We start from the raw sequence: 16,110 nt of genomic DNA on the forward strand, positions 1-16,110 counted from the left end.
TAATCTATCGAATTGTCAAGCAAGTGGTAAGAGACATGATGTGCTCATTGAGCTATGACTCAACACCTTAGTTGTGGTTAAGCAGACCAAATCTGCTGCCTTTCGTGCTAGATGTCATGTCTCTTGTCTAACCAACCTACCAGGAAAACATAAACGCAGATATGCCCTTTCAAAAAGGCACCCTATAATACCTGCAGTTTGATAAAATTAGTAGCCAAGTTAGTCCAGTCGCAGGTTATTTAACCAAAACATAAACTCCCCACTGACACATCTATACAAAAAATCAGTTTTTTGCAAGCAAAAACTCGATATTGTGAGAAGGCAACGATCCGACATGGTCATGTGATCGGGCCTGTTTTCTGGCAAGCCACACCAGATCACAAATACCATCTGTCGGTTCGAATGCAGCCGGCGCATTCATCAAGATGTCACGTACTTGCTGGTGATCAAAACGATGGCAAGCATCATCCAATGACGCCAACAAGGGACGCAGTCGAAACCAAGGAAGCCAAGTCTCTTGTGCCACCATGATCCTGGAATGTTCAGTGCCTCTAGCATCATCACCAATCAGTAGTTCTTCATAGAGTTTTTCACCCGGTCGCAAACCGGTTACCTCGATTGCAATATCACCATCGGGTCGTGATTCATCACGTAGAGTCAGACCACTCAGGCGGATCATTCGCTTGGCCAATTCCATGATCCGTACAGGTTGCCCCATATCGAGCACAAACACATCACCTCCCTCCCCCATGGCACCAGCTTGTATCACTAGTTGAGCAGCCTCTGGAATTGTCATGAAGTAACGAATTATATCGGGATGAGTCAGGGTGATTGGTCCGCCCTTATCTATCTGCTGTCTAAACAACGGTACCACAGAACCGGAAGAACCGAGCACATTACCAAAACGAACCATGCAAAAACGGGTTTGATGCTTCTCACGGGTCAAAGCTTGCAAAACTAACTCAGCCATACGCTTGCTAGCCCCCATGGTATTGGTCGGGCGCACCGCTTTATCGGTGGAGATCAGTACAAACGTTTCCACTCCAGCTTCAATAGCGGCCTGCGCCGCATAGAGAGTACCAAATACGTTGTTGCGTACCCCTTCGATGATATTGAACTCAACCAGTGGCACATGTTTGTATGCTGCCGCATGGTAGACGGTCTGGATCCGAAAGCTCTGCATCACTGTTTTGAGGCGATGCTGGCGCTGTACAGACCCTAATAGCGGTATTAGCTCAGTTGCGATCCCTTCGCGCTGACATTGTTCGCTCAAATTTTTATGCAGGTCATAGAGGGCATACTCAGATAGCTCGAACAATACCAGCTGAGAGGGGTGACACCGTAAAATCTGGCGACAAAGCTCAGATCCAATAGAACCCCCAGCACCAGTCACCATTACGGCCTTACCTGTGATATTGGCCTCCATTAGTCTAATCACAGGTTCTACAGGGTCTCTTCCCAACAGATCGTCGATAGAAACCTCATTGAGCTGATCTATACGCGCAGAACCGTTAACCAAATCGGCCATGCCCGGGATAGAGAGCACTTCACAAGAAAGGGGCTCAAGTGCCTTGATTACCTCTTGACGACGAGCCCTAGTGCTGCTTGGGATAGCCAGCAAGATCTTCTGTACACCATGGAGCTCAATCAGAGTTGGCAATTGGGCACTGTGATAAACGGTACATCCTTGGATCACACAGCCCTGTTTGCCGGGATCATCATCAACAAAGGCGACCGGGTAAAACTCATTACCTTGCAGCAAGGCCACCTGTAACTGACGCCCCGAAGAGCCAGCGCCGTAGATCAATACCTGAGTACGTGCCAAACGGGTAGTATTAAGCAGCGCTCGAAAAAACAGGCGCACACCACCGACCAACAGAACAAGAAATGAGAGATAGATAACCGATACAGTTCTGGGCAGGAAGATATCGAAGTAAAACGCAGAGATAACGAAGAAACAGGTAGAAAGGAATGCCCCTAACAAGATAGTCCAGAGCACTCGAAAGCTGACATATCTCAAGACCGCACGATACAACCCCAGACGAACAAATAGGCCTATGCTGACAATAATGATTGCCCCTAACAGTGCCCAGTGATGAGGGCTATCGATTGGCCAACTGCGCTCAAGCCTGATCCAGTAGGATCCCCAATATGTCATTGTGATGAGCATAACATCGACTGTGACAGACACTGCGCGCTTACTTGTTCTGGACAATGAACCAAGGAAAGTGAGCAACCAGCTTCCCACAGGAAACCACTCATGTTTCATTCCGGCACTCCTGCTTTCAGGCGATACACAAGATAGGCTAACGGGAGATAGGCTATGGATAAGCCAAAAAAACCATCGAGTTGGCCAGATACTATCATCGCAGCGATCGGTGCAAGCCAGAGGCTATTGATAAAAAACACAGCCAATGTCACGTTTCGATGACTTTGCCAACGTCTCGCCAGATATTGATAGCCATGAGTACAATGAGCCTCGCTCAAACGACATTTCAGACGATAACGATTCAGCAGCGTCCAAGTCGCATCAACCACAAACACTCCGAGCATGACTAGCCATGCCCACAGGAATTGAGGTGCAGAAGCGGCATCCAGTAACATCAAGGAAGCCAGCATCAAGCCAAGAAAACCACTGCCACCATCCCCCATAAATATCCTGGCGGGCGGAAAATTCCAGCACAAGAAGCCCGCCGCCGAAGCCCCCAGTAGCAGCGCCAAGCCTGCAGACGACCACTCACCTCCAACCAGATAGTGAAACAACGCCATGAAGAGGCAGACGACAACGGCCTCGCCAGCCGCCAAGCCATCGATGCCATCCATAAAATTGTAAAGATTGATAAACCAGATCACCCCCAGCCAGGCCAGCAGGTAACCAAACCAGGCAAGATCCAGCTGCCAGCCAAAGAAGGGCAGCGCTGGCAAACCATCAACCGCAGATACTACCAAACCTGCCGCCATGCTCTGCACAATCAGGCGGGTTCGGGGCTTGAGAGAGATGTGGTCATCGATAAAACCGACCAGTGCAATGCCCAGCGCCGCAGCCCATATAAATGCGAAGCTGCTCTGGGATATACCATAGGGGAGTGGGATCAGGGTAACAAACAACGGGCCTGCCAGCAGGAAGGTCACCACGATAGCCATGCCACCGCCTCTCGGGGTAGGCACCTGATGCGAACTGCGATGATTGGGTTGGTCAAGCAAGCGGGTCTGGGCGTAGCGTCTGAGCAGGCCGGTCATGGTGATTGAAAGAAACAGACAAAACAACGACAACAAAACAAATGCCAGCATCAAGACGACTCACTATGGGAAGATGCCATCAGAGATAGGGTCTGAGAGAGCGAATAGGGTGCCGACCATTGTAATCGGCTCTGAGCCTTACCGATATCCATTTCCAGAGAGCCATAAATCCGTTGTAGCTTCGCATCAATCCCCAAACAACGGCCAAACCCTCTTATCACTCCTGGTGGAAGATAAAACAGCCGACAGGCAACCCCTTCTGCATCAGCAATCGCCGCCAACAACTGAGACGTCGACACCGCGACCTGATCTGCTACCAAAAAGACTTGGTTCACTGCGGCAGGATGCGCCATTGCATGGGCAATGAAGTCACACAGATTAGGCAACGCCAACAGGCTCCGCGCATTGTTCAAACGGGCAAAAGGGAGCGGGATCCCTTTACGCACCCACGTCATCATGCTGGCAAAATTAGCCTTCACTCCTGCCCCATAAATAAGAGGAGGACGGATGATGGTTACAGCCATACCACATTCTTTCGCGAGTGCCATCAGACCCTGCTCCGCCTCATACTTAGAACGTCCATAGGGATCTTCTGGCGGACTCTGCACACTCTCATCAAATGGCTTGCCTAGCTCGGTCTGCTCGCCATTCACTTTGATCGAGCTGATAAATATGAAGCGCTTCACCCCTATCTCAGCCGCCTGCCGAGCAAGCGTGAGGGAGCCCTCTGTATTCACCGCTCGAAACGCCGCCAGGGGATCTGTCGCGGTATCCGACATCACATGCACCCTGGCCGCACAGTGAACAACCACATCCACTTGTTGCAATGGGGCCGTCCAGTCAGCATCCGCAGTCAAAGAGGGAGCCTGAACCTGGTAAGAAGCGAGCGAACTACCGCGCACCGCACCTTTCACATTCGCCCCACATCTAATCAGGTGTTCACAGACCGCTTTGCCTACAAATCCGTTGGCTCCTGTGACCAAGACTGTACTTTTGATATCTGCCATTACCACCAACGCCAACCGTGAATATTGAAGAAAGTCACCATGGAACGCCCAAACATCCAAATATGGTGCCAGCCTTTGCGGGATGCATGGCCACCGTGATGGACCACCTTTACTTGAGGGACATAGGCAATACGGCTGATCTTTCCTGCCCTCAAACTGATGTCAAAATCTTCAAAATAGAGGAAGAAGCGAGGATCAAACCCTCCGAGCCGCTGCAGAACATCTGTACGAAACAGCATAAAACAACCACTGACAATAGGAGGATCCCACAGCACGTCATGATTATTGAGCTGATCTGCCAGCTCATATTTTGCCAAGCGTGTCTGGAATAACTTCTTCACAAATGCAGGAGCAAAACCGCGCAGCAATAAATCAAATACGGTTGGATAGCGTTTACAAAGCCGTTGTACCTTACCATCTTCCCATGTAGCAAAAGGCGTCAATAATCCACAATCCGGATGTTTCTCCATAAACTCGAGCGCATTTTTCAGTGCATCGGAAGCGACCTCAAGGTCTGGGTTGAGGATAAGGTGATACTTGGCATTTGTAAGCAGTGCTTGGTTATGCCCCGCACCGAATCCAGGATTTGCCCCTACAAAAATTAAATCATGCTCACCTGAAAAATACTGTATTACATCTTCATTATGAATAGCTAAATCATTTGATGGCGAATGGTCAACGACTATCAAGACACTAACAACCCCAGCTTCCGCTATTGCTTTCTGTAGCTTGTTGAAAGTGCTTGCTATCATTGCCTTTTCAGTACAATAAGCAACCACAGAAATAGATAGGAACGATTGATTCATGCTATTTAATCCAGTGATCACGCCACAATAGAACATTGCGCTCAAAATAGTTATAAGTAACAGCAGATAAAATTAGCGTAGTGAACATAAAACCAAACCAATATAAAGCAGCAGTATTCACTGTAACGTTTGGCAAATAGAAACTCATAGCACTTAACACTAATAGGTTTACAAGGTATGCTGAATATGACCATCTAGCCACAGGTCTTACTAATCTATAAAATAGATTATTAACTCTTAAGTCCATACCAAGAACAAGTAATCCGGCAGCAGCAATATTCGCCATTGGAAATAACATAACCTTTAAAAAAAGGCTGTCATCCATAATTTCATCTGGTTGCATCGAAATAATAATAACTGGCATTAATAATAAAGATAGGAATGGTGCAGCCTTGATCATTCTATCTCGCCATATTTTTCCATGATAATAAAAATAGGAGGTTAACACCCCAATCATTATTGAATCGAGGCGTAGTGATGCTGTCGATCTGACTTGATTGAATGTTAACTCAGAGTCTGAATACACAAATGTTACACGCATCATCAAAGAGAATACTAGTAATATAAAGAGAGTAACCAACAATGCCTGTATAGCCGAACCACGCCAAGTAAAAAACATTATCACTGGTATAAATAAATAAAAAATCTCTTCAATTACTAAGCTCCACGCTTCACCAAAAAAACCAGGATGGGGTAAAAATAAACTTTGTGTAAATGTCACATAATGCCATAATTCTGGTGTCGACTCAGGCCGCCATGTGTCAATAATCAACCAATTTAAGAGTAAGAATAATAAATAGTTAGGATAGGTTCGTAAAAAACGACGCCCCCAAAATTTAGGAATCCAGCGCCAACGACTATTACTTTTAGAACTTTTTTCTATAATAATTGAGCCAATTAAAAAACCAGATAATACAAAGAATATTTCAACTCCGAGAAAACCACCAAATTTGAAAAGTTGAGCCTCTGGAAAAATTGGAAACAATAGACGACGACCATGCGAAAGTAAAACCAGAAGGATTGCACTAGCTCGACAAATGTCGAGCCAGCGATTTTCTTTTTCAATATGACTTAACATAATTAGTTGGCTGTAGCTGTATACGCAGCAATTTTAGATTGCAACTTATTCTCGCTATTTTGTATTAATTTTTTATAAGTCATATTGGAGATACCCCATAAAGTAGAGTTTAAGTCTTCCTTATGCCCGACTAAATATTTTGATGTCACGATTGTGTGAACATCGTCATGCTGCTCAATGAAACGATCAATGGTATTAGTTTGCGCATCGTGATTACAACTATCCCAAGCCAAGAGCTTATCATAGAATTTATCCGAGTAAACATTTGTAACCATACTAACCATTTTATCTATATGGACATAGCATTCATTACCAATATTTTCGATGTGTAATATTTTGACATCATCATGCAAGTCAGCAATCAAACCAGCAAATACATCCCAGTTTTCTTTTTCAGATAAATATTTTTTAATATTATTCAGTCTACTTGAAAAATCATCCGGAAGATAGACATCATCTTCACAGATAGTTATTTGCTGAAATTTGAGGTCTTTAGCCCTATTAATGAGGAATTTATAACTCAATCCACATCCTACCCATCCAAGTCGATGCCTTAAGCCTGGAACATACTGGATACCATAGTGATTATCTTTTTCAAAGTCAGCTTTGCGGGAAGTCGTCTCAGGTAATCCTAAGCAAATCATATCCGTATCAAACTGAATTACATCTCCCACAGCCTGATAAAAATCATCATAAGTAATCAGGTCATGCGCCAAAAACAATCTCAGGAAATAATAGGAAAACATATCAGGCATGTCAATACAGCCTTTTCTAATTTCGTTATTTCGTTCTTTTCTGACAATATCATTGGAGACCCAATATTCAACTTTTTCCACCATAGCCTGAATATCATTCACAGGAACAAAATCAACCAAAGGCAACAATGCAGAATACTCATCCATATCTGCACTTTCTTCAGATACAATGATTTTATTTTGTGACAAACACTCGTATATTCTAGTTGTTTCCAGTAAAGCACCCTCATAATAATGGATATTAACTACAACCTTTGCTTTTGACATTTCGGCATACAGAGCCTCACCAAAAAGATCATTAATTATTTTCACAGAAAAATGTTTTTTTAGCTCTGTGATATAGTCTCTACGCCTATCATTATTTATATCACCATAAAATAGCACATCAACAGTCTCAGAAACCGTGTTGTTAAGTTCTCGCGGAAGAAATCCCACTGGCAGATGATAGATCTGGCGATAGCTCAATCCTTTATCTTGTAAAAACGCAATATTCTTTAAAGAGTAATCAAAAATGGCTAATGAGTTTTCCAAGCGTGCAAGGTAGTCATCAGTGAACCAACGAGAGCTGACTGATTGTTCAAGTTGATACGCGATATACAATCCAGGTAAAAGAGGGAACATCTGTGGACAAATAACAATATGCAAGACGTCCCGATAGCCCTCTTCTGGCATTTGATATTGAATTACAGCCTGAATATTCACTTTTTTCAAACTAGCACACATCAATTCAGCGAGATAACCACAATGTGCAGTAGTCAAAATAACTAATTCGGCAGTATCTTGATCTCCTAATGAAATAACCTCAGGTGTAACATGATGAGACCGACCACCCAATACATAGCTAACACGATGCAAAGTCGTGCGGATACCTTGCTGTCGTAAACTACGTAAACCTTTTGTGACCAGAGATGGATTTCTTGTAAGAGTAACTATAGGACGCAAAAATGGTTGAATCGCTCTAGCCAGTTTGCCACGCCGGCCACCTTCACTGCATACTTGCCGCCAGCCAAGTTGTAATGCAACGACATCACCACGTAACAAACGGCCCATCACTCGTAAAGGCATGGTTATCCGCCAGGACAAACTGGTTGTCACTTGTTGTTTCCAAGCTTGGAAGAATACTTCCTGCTGCTGGAGCTGATTTTCAAAAGCATTAACCTGACGAGAAGAAAACTCAGCCTGTGCAGAGATAACTGCCAATCGCTCAGAGAGAATTTTAGTCTGTGCAGAAGCCACTGTTACCTGCTCAGATGCCGCAGCTGCCTGTTCAGACGCAATAACTAACTGTTCAGAAATAATTGCAGCCTGCTGATGTGCTTCCTCAATACTTTTCTGCTGTCTCTCGATTATAGAAAGAGACTCCTGATGTTGACGAGCAATCTCAGCCTCATAGTCAGATAAATGCTTGGCATGTAACGCAGTTTGTTCAGACAGCGCAGTTACCAATTCAGCATTACGCTCTTTCCATACTCGCACATCAGCCTGATGCTCGCGAACTAGATTTACAAATTTTATAGAAACTGCAGCTTGAATCGAAGAAGGGAGACCATCAAATATTTTAGGATCAAGGCGATCTTGTTGCATGTACTCGCTCACATGACAAAGGATTATATCGTGCTGTTCAGGTTGGCCCAATCGAAAGCGTAAATATGTAGGTTTTAATTGCAATGAATAGGGTACCAAATATCCAAATAGATAGAAACTGAGCCGTCTTATACGTTCAGCATCATCATGAGCCTCCAGAATGAAATTGTAAGAATTCTCGCCCCAAACCGTTAGTGATTTGTCCAGCAAAAGTGCTTCCACTCCTACGCTGGAGTTAATAGTTAATATCTGTCGACATAAAGCAACAAAATATAGACTATTTTGTGAGTTATCGAGACAAACCTGTGCGGCTTTAAGCGTAAAAGAGCTCCCTGGATGAGAGCGAACCAGCAGATCATGTGCTGCCACTTTCTGCCGTGCGGCAGCAAGCAGTGCGAGATTGCTCATTCCATTGCCATAAGCAACCAAATTAGAGTCGTCTTCAACTTGTAACACAGCACCACATTCATAAGAGGTTTGTGCTGGCAATTCTTGGCAAGCTTCGGGATGAGTCAAGAAAAACTGCAATAGCTCTCGTGTTGTGAGAGACAATTGCCAGTCATGACACAGGGAATAACGTTGTGCTGACTCAGAGTTGCCATTGACACCGCGAAAATCGACATACCCGGTCTCACGATACAGTGGTCCACGCAGTGAACCCAATTCAATATGGATGACTGGAATGCCACGGGCGGCACATACCGCCTCCAATGAAGCAACATTACAAATAGTGACGATGGCTTCAAGTTCAACCGGAGCCGCATCTAATAAGACTTCAAGTTCACGCTCAAATGCAGCATCTCGCTCGCACAAGAAGTGCCGAAACGCCTCTATCGGATTACCATTACGCTTATTCAACCAATGATCAAATTTATTCTCATCCAGCCATGCGTAATAATGTTGCTCGGGCATGGTATTAAGAGGTAATGAATAACCCAACCGAGATTGTACCGCCTGATCACATTCCCAGCGACCTTCCCAATCACCGGGAGCGCGAACATAGTCACGCCCAGTGATAAAGAAGGCAGATTCATCTGCCCATTCACACAATAAACGGTAATAACACCAAAGATAGGGTGCTGCCTGGGCACGAAAAGGATAAGGTGGTAGAAAAGCAGCCAGCATTGATAACTCCGAGAAATTCAGGCAAGAACGGTGATAGGAGCGTGTACAACGCCACCCAGTTCTCTGGAAGACCAAAACTTGATTGCCTGCATTGGCCGACGCTGATCAAGTTCTTCACGCTCCCCTCCCTTGAGAGAGGCCAAACCGCAGTGCAACAAATAATCACCACTATTAATTGGTAAGGTCACTTGATAAGTCACCAGTTGGCGGCCAGGTTTCAAGGTTATAGGGTGACCAGCAGCAATATTGCTATCACCCCAAATATCACCACCTTGAGCTCGGCTCAATGAAAGTCCTAATGCCACATCTTCAATATTCTCACTCGACCAGAGTTCAAAACGCAGCGTTAGTGTTTCACCTGATTTGACAAGGGGTTCTTCATGAAAGGGTGTACCATCCGCCTTAACAATGGTCAGGCTTGCGATAATCGCGCGTGCTGAACCAAATCGCTTCTCACCCAGCGCCAGATTGGCCTCATTCTTTTGCTTTTCAAGTAGAACTAGCTGCGACGGGCAATCGCCATCACTTTCGATGTCAGGCAATGCCAAGGTATCGGCTTGCTCCTGTGACAAGATCATGCCCTTTTCGTACGCCATCACAGCAGCTAGCACATCACTGGTATCACCAATAAGACGTCCCCCTTCCATCACCAGGCACCGATCGGCATACTCAAGAATACTGCCTGTTGAGTGGGTCACCATCAAGATGGTTACCCCCTTCGCTTTCAGGGCCTCCATACGCTTGAAACACTTGTATTGGAAACCAATATCACCAACGGCTAACGCCTCATCGACTATCAAAATTTCAGGGTCAATACACGCCTGTACCGCAAACGCAAGACGTACGTACATTCCGCTGGAATAGGTCTTGACAGGTTGCTCCATAAAATCGCCGATGTCGGCAAAACGGGCAATTTCCTCAAACCTTGCGTCAATATTCTCTTTGCTCAACCCCAAAACACTGGCATTAAGATAGACATTATCGCGGCCACTAAACTCAGGATTAAATCCAGCGCCTAACTCAAGCAAAGCCGCAATACGGCCATTGACATTGACTTCGCCATGAGAAGGATTGAGGGTTCCGCAGATCAGCTGGAGCAGCGTGGACTTCCCGGCACCGTTATGACCGATAATACCAACGGTCTCACCCTTTTTAATCGTGAAATCAATTCCCCGGAGCGCCCAAAACTCACGAAAATACTGTCTGACAGCACAGCGAAACAACCGGAAGAAGCGGGGAATTATAAACTGCTTGAGTCGATCAACCGGTTGCTCATAAACCTGATAACACTTGCTCAAACCACGCACTTCAATCGCGACTTTGTCAGAGCACATCGGCAAACCCCTTACGCGTTTTCTGGAACAAGACAAATCCTGCATACATCACAGCGATTCCGGCAAAAAATGTCGTGCCGTATAACTCCCAAGAAGGTAATTTTCCCCAATAGAGCACATCACGCACCTGCGCAATCACCGGTGTAAGGGGATTGACGTTCAGCCAGTGACGATACTCTTCCGGTAACGCTTCGACAGGATAAAATATCGGTGAAAGGAACATTAATATTGTGCTGATAACGCCAACCAGTTGTGAAAGATCACGCAAGTAGACCCCCATCGCAGCAAGCGCCCACGAAACGCCCATGACTAGCAAGACCAGCGGTAAAATTACAACTGGGAAGAGCAATGCGGTAAGAGGTGGAATACCAAAGGCAATAACATAGAAAGCGATCCAAACAATAAAACTGATCACTAGATTTATCATGGCACTACCCAACGCAATCCAAGGCAATATATCAAGCGGAAATACAACCTTTTTGACGTAATTTACATTCTCCAGAATCAAACGAGGCGCTCGATTAAAACACTCGGAAAATAGATTGAATACCATTAAACCGGCAAACAATACCAAAGCAAACTCGCTGCGTGAATCACTACCACCACTCCAACGTGCTTTAAACACAACACTAAAAATAAAAGTATAAACAGCAAGCATGAAAAGTGGGGTAAATAGGGCCCACAAATTCCCAAACAATGAACCACGGTATCTAGCAGCGACTTCTCGACGAACCAGAGTAATAATTAAATGACGATTGGTATAAAAAGACAACATACTAATTGGTGATATACTATGATCTCGACTCATAAAAACCCTTGGGAAAATAATAACTCAACACAATATCCCATTAAAAACACTTTCCGAACACATATAAAAAATTTATCATCCATCCGTTTTATAAAAGTCTACTGAAGAATCAAAGAAAATATTCCACATCAGAAAAAATCGCTGCCATTTCATCCTTTTTTGATAAAGTTGCTTCATTGGATGGCCAATGAACACTTAAATCTTTATCATTCCACAATATGCTCCTGTCACTTTGTGGATGATAATAATTAGTCGTTTTATATAAAAACTCTGCTGTTTCACTTATAGTGAAGAAACCATGTGCAAACCCTTCCGGGATCCACAACTGCCGCTTGTTATCACTAGATAGATTAACACCGATCCATTTTCCAAATGTCGGCGAGCTTTTGCGTATATCTACTGCCACATCAAAGACTTCACCTGCAACACAACGCACCAGCTTGCCCTGAGCATGAGGTGGCAATTGATAGTGCAAGCCACGCAATACCCCTTTTGAAGACTTGGAGTGATTATCCTGCACAAAAGTCACCGGATATCCTACTGCCTCTTCAAACAGCTTGTGATTGAAACTCTCAAAGAAAAAACCACGTTCATCACCAAATACTTTTGGCTCAAAAATAAGCACGTCGGGAATAGCTGTCTTGATTACATTCATCTTTATATCCATACGTAATTCGACTTTTATGGGGGACATTTATCTTCCCCAGATATCACATCAGACTTTGGCGACCATTCTTAACAAATATTGGCCATAGGCGTTCTTTGCCAGTGGCGCTGCAAGCTCACGAACCTGAGCAGCATTGATAAACTTTTGGCGATAAGCAATCTCCTCCGGGCATGCAACTTTCAACCCCTGACGTGTTTCGATGGTCTGAATAAAGTTGCTCGCTTCAATCATGCTCTCGTGGGTGCCGGTATCAAGCCAGGCATAGCCACGGCCCATCATGGCGACCGACAAATTGCCTTGTTCCAGGTAGATCCGGTTCACATCGGTGATTTCCAGCTCACCGCGTGGCGATGGCTTCAGGCTCTTGGCGATCTCCACCACGCTGTTGTCGTAGAAATAGAGGCCAGTAACCGCATAGTTGCTCTTGGGCTCCAGTGGCTTCTCTTCCAGTGAAATAGCTGTGCCTTGCTTATCAAATTCCACCACCCCATAACGCTCAGGGTCATGCACATGGTAGGCAAAGACGGTTGCACCACTGTCCTTACTTGCTGCCGCTTCCAGTTGTTTCTGCAGGTCATGGCCGTAGAAAATGTTGTCGCCCAGTACCAGTGCACAGGGGTCTGAGCCGATAAATTCTTCGCCCAGAATAAAGGCCTGTGCCAACCCGTCCGGGCTTGGTTGCACCTTGTATTGCAAATTCAGGCCCCACTGGCTGCCATCCCCCAGCAGTTGCTCAAAACGGGGGGTATCTTGCGGGGTGCTGATGATCAAAATATCCCGAATACCCGCCAGCATCAGGGTGCTCAGCGGATAGTAGATCATCGGCTTGTCATAGATGGGTAGCAGCTGCTTGCTCACCGCCATGGTGACTGGATAGAGACGGGTGCCAGAGCCACCGGCCAGAATAATGCCTTTACGTTTGGTCATGATGCTTGTTTCTTATTTTTAAATTGCAAAAGAGAAGGGTGGTTTGAGGCCACACCTTTCTGTTTTATCCCTGTCAACCAGAGATGTATTCAGTACATCCCTGGCCTGTGATTTACTTGCCGAGGATCTCGGTCAACATCCGCTCCACACCGACGGTCCAGTCCGGCAGTACCAGATCGAAGGTGCGCTGGAACTTGCTGGTATCCAAGCGGGAGTTATGAGGGCGCTTGGCCGGGGTCGGGAAGGAACTGGTCGGCACCGCATTGAGCTGCGTGACTGCCAGTTCAACCCCGGCCTCTCTGGCTTTGGCAAACACCAGCTGGGCGTAGTCAAACCAAGTGGTGGTACCGGAGGCAATCAGATGGTACAACCCGGCGACCTCGGATCTGCTCTGCGCCACACGGAGCGCATGAGCGGTGCAATCTGCCAGCAATTCGGCACCGGTCGGGGCACCAAACTGGTCATTGATGACCGACATCTCGCTACGCTCCTTGCCAAAACGCAACATGGTCTTGGCAAAGTTGGCGCCACGGGCAGCGTAGACCCAGCTGGTGCGGAAGATCAGGTGGCGCGAGCACAGGGCAGCAGCCTGCTCACCCGCCAGCTTGGTCTCGCCGTAGACGTTGAGCGGAGCGGTAGCATCGGTTTCAAGCCAAGGGCGCTCACCACTGCCATCGAACACATAGTCAGTGGAGTAGTGCACCAACCAGGCTCCCAATGTCTCCGCTTCTTTGGCAATTGCAGCCACACTGGTGGCGTTGAGCAGCTCGGCAAACTCCCGCTCGATCTCGGCTTTGTCTACCGCAGTGTGGGCTGCTGCGTTCACGATGACATCCGGCTTCACCTGGCGCACTGTCTCCGCCACACCGGCCGGCTTGCTGAAGTCACCGCAGTAGTCGGTGGAGTCAAAATCGACGGCAGTGATACGGCCCAGCGGCGCCAGTGCACGTTGCAGCTCCCAGCCAACCTGACCATTCTTGCCAAACAGCAAAATATGCATCAGGCACGCTCCCCGTAGTTCTGTTCGATCCAGGACTGATAGGAGCCACTCTTCACGTTGTTGACCCACTGCTGGTTATCCAGATACCACTGCACGGTTTTGCGGATACCGGATTCAAAGGTTTCTTGCGGTTGCCAAGCGAGCTCGGAGCTCATCTTGCTGGCATCAATAGCATAACGGCGGTCATGGCCAGGGCGGTCGGCCACATAGGTGATTTGATCGCGGTAGGAGCCGGCCTTGGGCACCATTTCATCCAGTAGCTCGCAGATGGTATGCACGACTTCCAGATTCTGTTTCTCGTTGTGGCCGCCGATGTTGTAGGTCTCGCCGATGACACCTGTGGTGACCACGGTATAAAGCGCGCGGGCATGATCTTCCACATAGAGCCAATCACGGACCTGATCACCTTTGCCGTACACCGGCAGCGGTTTGCCATCCAGCGCGTTGAGGATCACCAACGGGATCAGCTTCTCGGGGAAGTGGTACGGGCCGTAGTTGTTGGAGCAGTTGGTGACGACGGTCGGCAGGCCGTAAGTACGGCGCCAGGCACGCACAAGATGGTCGCTGGAGGCCTTGGAGGCAGAATAGGGGCTGCTGGGTGCATAAGGGGTAGTTTCGGTGAAAAGCGGCAGTACCACACCGGGGGCCACTTCATCCGGATGGGGCAGGTCGCCATACACCTCGTCGGTGGAGATATGGTGGAAACGGAAAGCCGCCTTGCGTACCTTGTCCAGACCGTTCCAGTAGGCGCGAGCCGCTTCCAGCAGCATGTAGGTGCCAACGATATTGGTCTCGATGAAGTCGGCGGGGCCGGTGATGGAACGATCAACATGGCTCTCGGCGGCCAGGTGCATCACGGCATCCGGCTGGTGCTGGGCAAACACTCGATCCAGCTCGGCGCGGTTGCAGATGTCCACCTGTTCAAAGGCATAACGTTCACTGTTTGCGACACTGGCCAAGGATTCCAGATTGCCCGCATAGGTGAGTTTGTCGAGGTTGAGAACTGAGTCGTTGGTATTTTGAATGATATGACGAACAACCGCCGAGCCGATAAAACCTGCGCCACCAGTGACAAGAATCTTCATAGTTATACTCTTGAAAAGTAATAGAAAATTGGTTATTTTTTGAACCTGTTACGTATTGCTTATGGTGGTGAAAATACTCGCCAAAATGGCGGGTTTCTGACACCAACAATGAAAAAGACAATAGCTACCGCCCCTGGGTTACAGCCCCCAGATTGCTGCTTTGACCGGATTGTATGTGCTGTTGGCCATAGTGCCCTCCAGCTTGGGAAAATTCTGTCACCGCTCCCTGATGACAAAAGTGCGATTTCTCTTGCACATTGGATATGTCAGTTTACAAAAAATCACCGTCAATCGTTGCTATGCCCCAAGGGCAAAGTCCGAATTTTAGCGCCTTTACTAGCCGCTTGAACAGCTATAACAACCTTTCCTAAAGTAAGTGATTTGCCCCCTCTCCTGCAGCGGTTCTCCACTCTTCTAGCAGAGGAAGATGAGCTTACAATCTCTAATAAAACCTCTTTTGAGGCCAAAGATAATCGTTGCCAACCGGCTTCAGAAGTAAAAATAGTGACAAGCAGCGCCTCAGTGTGGAGCGCGCTCACATGAACGCCACTTTTTGCCAATCCAGCTGGAGACACGTAACACTTTCTTACAATTGCCCCCCGCCGCACACGCAAAATTTCAACTCTTCCACCAGGTTCTGATACCGGTCGCAATGCTGTCTGCACGACGTATTATGTCACTTGGGTTTCATATG

The 16,110-nt window shown here is 46.8% G+C and carries 12 protein-coding genes; all 12 read right to left on the reverse strand.

The window, feature by feature from the left end; translation table 11 throughout:
• Positions 1-283 precede the first annotated feature (283 nt).
• Positions 284-2,269 carry a nucleoside-diphosphate sugar epimerase/dehydratase gene (locus QLG02_RS00995; protein ID WP_282464269.1) on the reverse strand — a complete coding sequence of 662 codons (1,986 nt, stop codon included), beginning with the start codon at positions 2,267-2,269 and terminating at the stop codon, positions 284-286.
• Complete coding sequence (locus QLG02_RS01000) at positions 2,266-3,291, reverse strand: glycosyltransferase family 4 protein (RefSeq protein WP_282464270.1); 1,026 nt, start codon at positions 3,289-3,291, stop codon at positions 2,266-2,268. The genes QLG02_RS00995 and QLG02_RS01000 overlap by 4 nt, the downstream gene beginning before the upstream one ends.
• Positions 3,291-4,247 carry an SDR family oxidoreductase gene (locus QLG02_RS01005; protein WP_282464271.1) on the reverse strand — a complete coding sequence of 319 codons (957 nt, stop codon included), beginning with the start codon at positions 4,245-4,247 and terminating at the stop codon, positions 3,291-3,293. The genes QLG02_RS01000 and QLG02_RS01005 overlap by 1 nt, the downstream gene beginning before the upstream one ends.
• Positions 4,247-5,053 (reverse strand): glycosyltransferase family 2 protein, encoded by an 807-nt coding sequence (locus QLG02_RS01010; RefSeq protein WP_282464272.1) that lies wholly within the window; start codon positions 5,051-5,053, stop codon positions 4,247-4,249. Before QLG02_RS01010 ends, QLG02_RS01005 begins: the two co-directional genes overlap by 1 nt.
• Before the next feature lies 1 nt (position 5,054).
• Complete coding sequence (locus QLG02_RS01015) at positions 5,055-6,131, reverse strand: acyltransferase (RefSeq protein WP_282464273.1); 1,077 nt, start codon at positions 6,129-6,131, stop codon at positions 5,055-5,057.
• A 2-nt stretch (positions 6,132-6,133) separates the two neighbouring features.
• Positions 6,134-9,595, reverse strand: coding sequence for a glycosyltransferase family 25 protein (locus tag QLG02_RS01020; RefSeq protein ID WP_282464274.1), 3,462 nt, complete (start codon positions 9,593-9,595; stop codon positions 6,134-6,136).
• A gap of 17 nt (positions 9,596-9,612) precedes the next feature.
• Positions 9,613-10,929 carry an ABC transporter ATP-binding protein gene (locus QLG02_RS01025; RefSeq protein WP_282464275.1) on the reverse strand — a complete coding sequence of 439 codons (1,317 nt, stop codon included), beginning with the start codon at positions 10,927-10,929 and terminating at the stop codon, positions 9,613-9,615.
• Positions 10,919-11,737, reverse strand: a complete 819-nt coding sequence (locus QLG02_RS01030) for an ABC transporter permease (RefSeq protein ID WP_282464276.1) — start codon at positions 11,735-11,737, stop codon at positions 10,919-10,921. Before QLG02_RS01030 ends, QLG02_RS01025 begins: the two co-directional genes overlap by 11 nt.
• A 109-nt stretch (positions 11,738-11,846) precedes the next feature.
• Positions 11,847-12,392 (reverse strand): dTDP-4-dehydrorhamnose 3,5-epimerase, encoded by a 546-nt coding sequence (gene rfbC, locus QLG02_RS01035; protein ID WP_282464277.1) that lies wholly within the window; start codon positions 12,390-12,392, stop codon positions 11,847-11,849.
• Positions 12,393-12,452: 60 nt separating this feature from the next.
• Positions 12,453-13,331 carry a glucose-1-phosphate thymidylyltransferase RfbA gene (rfbA, locus tag QLG02_RS01040; protein ID WP_282464278.1) on the reverse strand — a complete coding sequence of 293 codons (879 nt, stop codon included), beginning with the start codon at positions 13,329-13,331 and terminating at the stop codon, positions 12,453-12,455.
• A gap of 112 nt (positions 13,332-13,443) precedes the next feature.
• Entirely contained in the window at positions 13,444-14,331 is an 888-nt protein-coding gene (rfbD, locus tag QLG02_RS01045) for a dTDP-4-dehydrorhamnose reductase (RefSeq protein ID WP_282464279.1), read from the reverse strand.
• The gene (gene rfbB, locus QLG02_RS01050; protein WP_282464280.1) at positions 14,331-15,416 is read right to left on the reverse strand and encodes a dTDP-glucose 4,6-dehydratase; all 1,086 of its coding nucleotides are present in this window, start codon (positions 15,414-15,416) and stop codon (positions 14,331-14,333) included. The genes rfbD and rfbB overlap by 1 nt, the downstream gene beginning before the upstream one ends.
• Positions 15,417-16,110 lie beyond the last annotated feature (694 nt).

Source organism: Aeromonas sp. V90_14 (assembly GCF_029967615.1).
GTDB lineage: Bacteria > Pseudomonadota > Gammaproteobacteria > Enterobacterales > Aeromonadaceae > Aeromonas > Aeromonas hydrophila.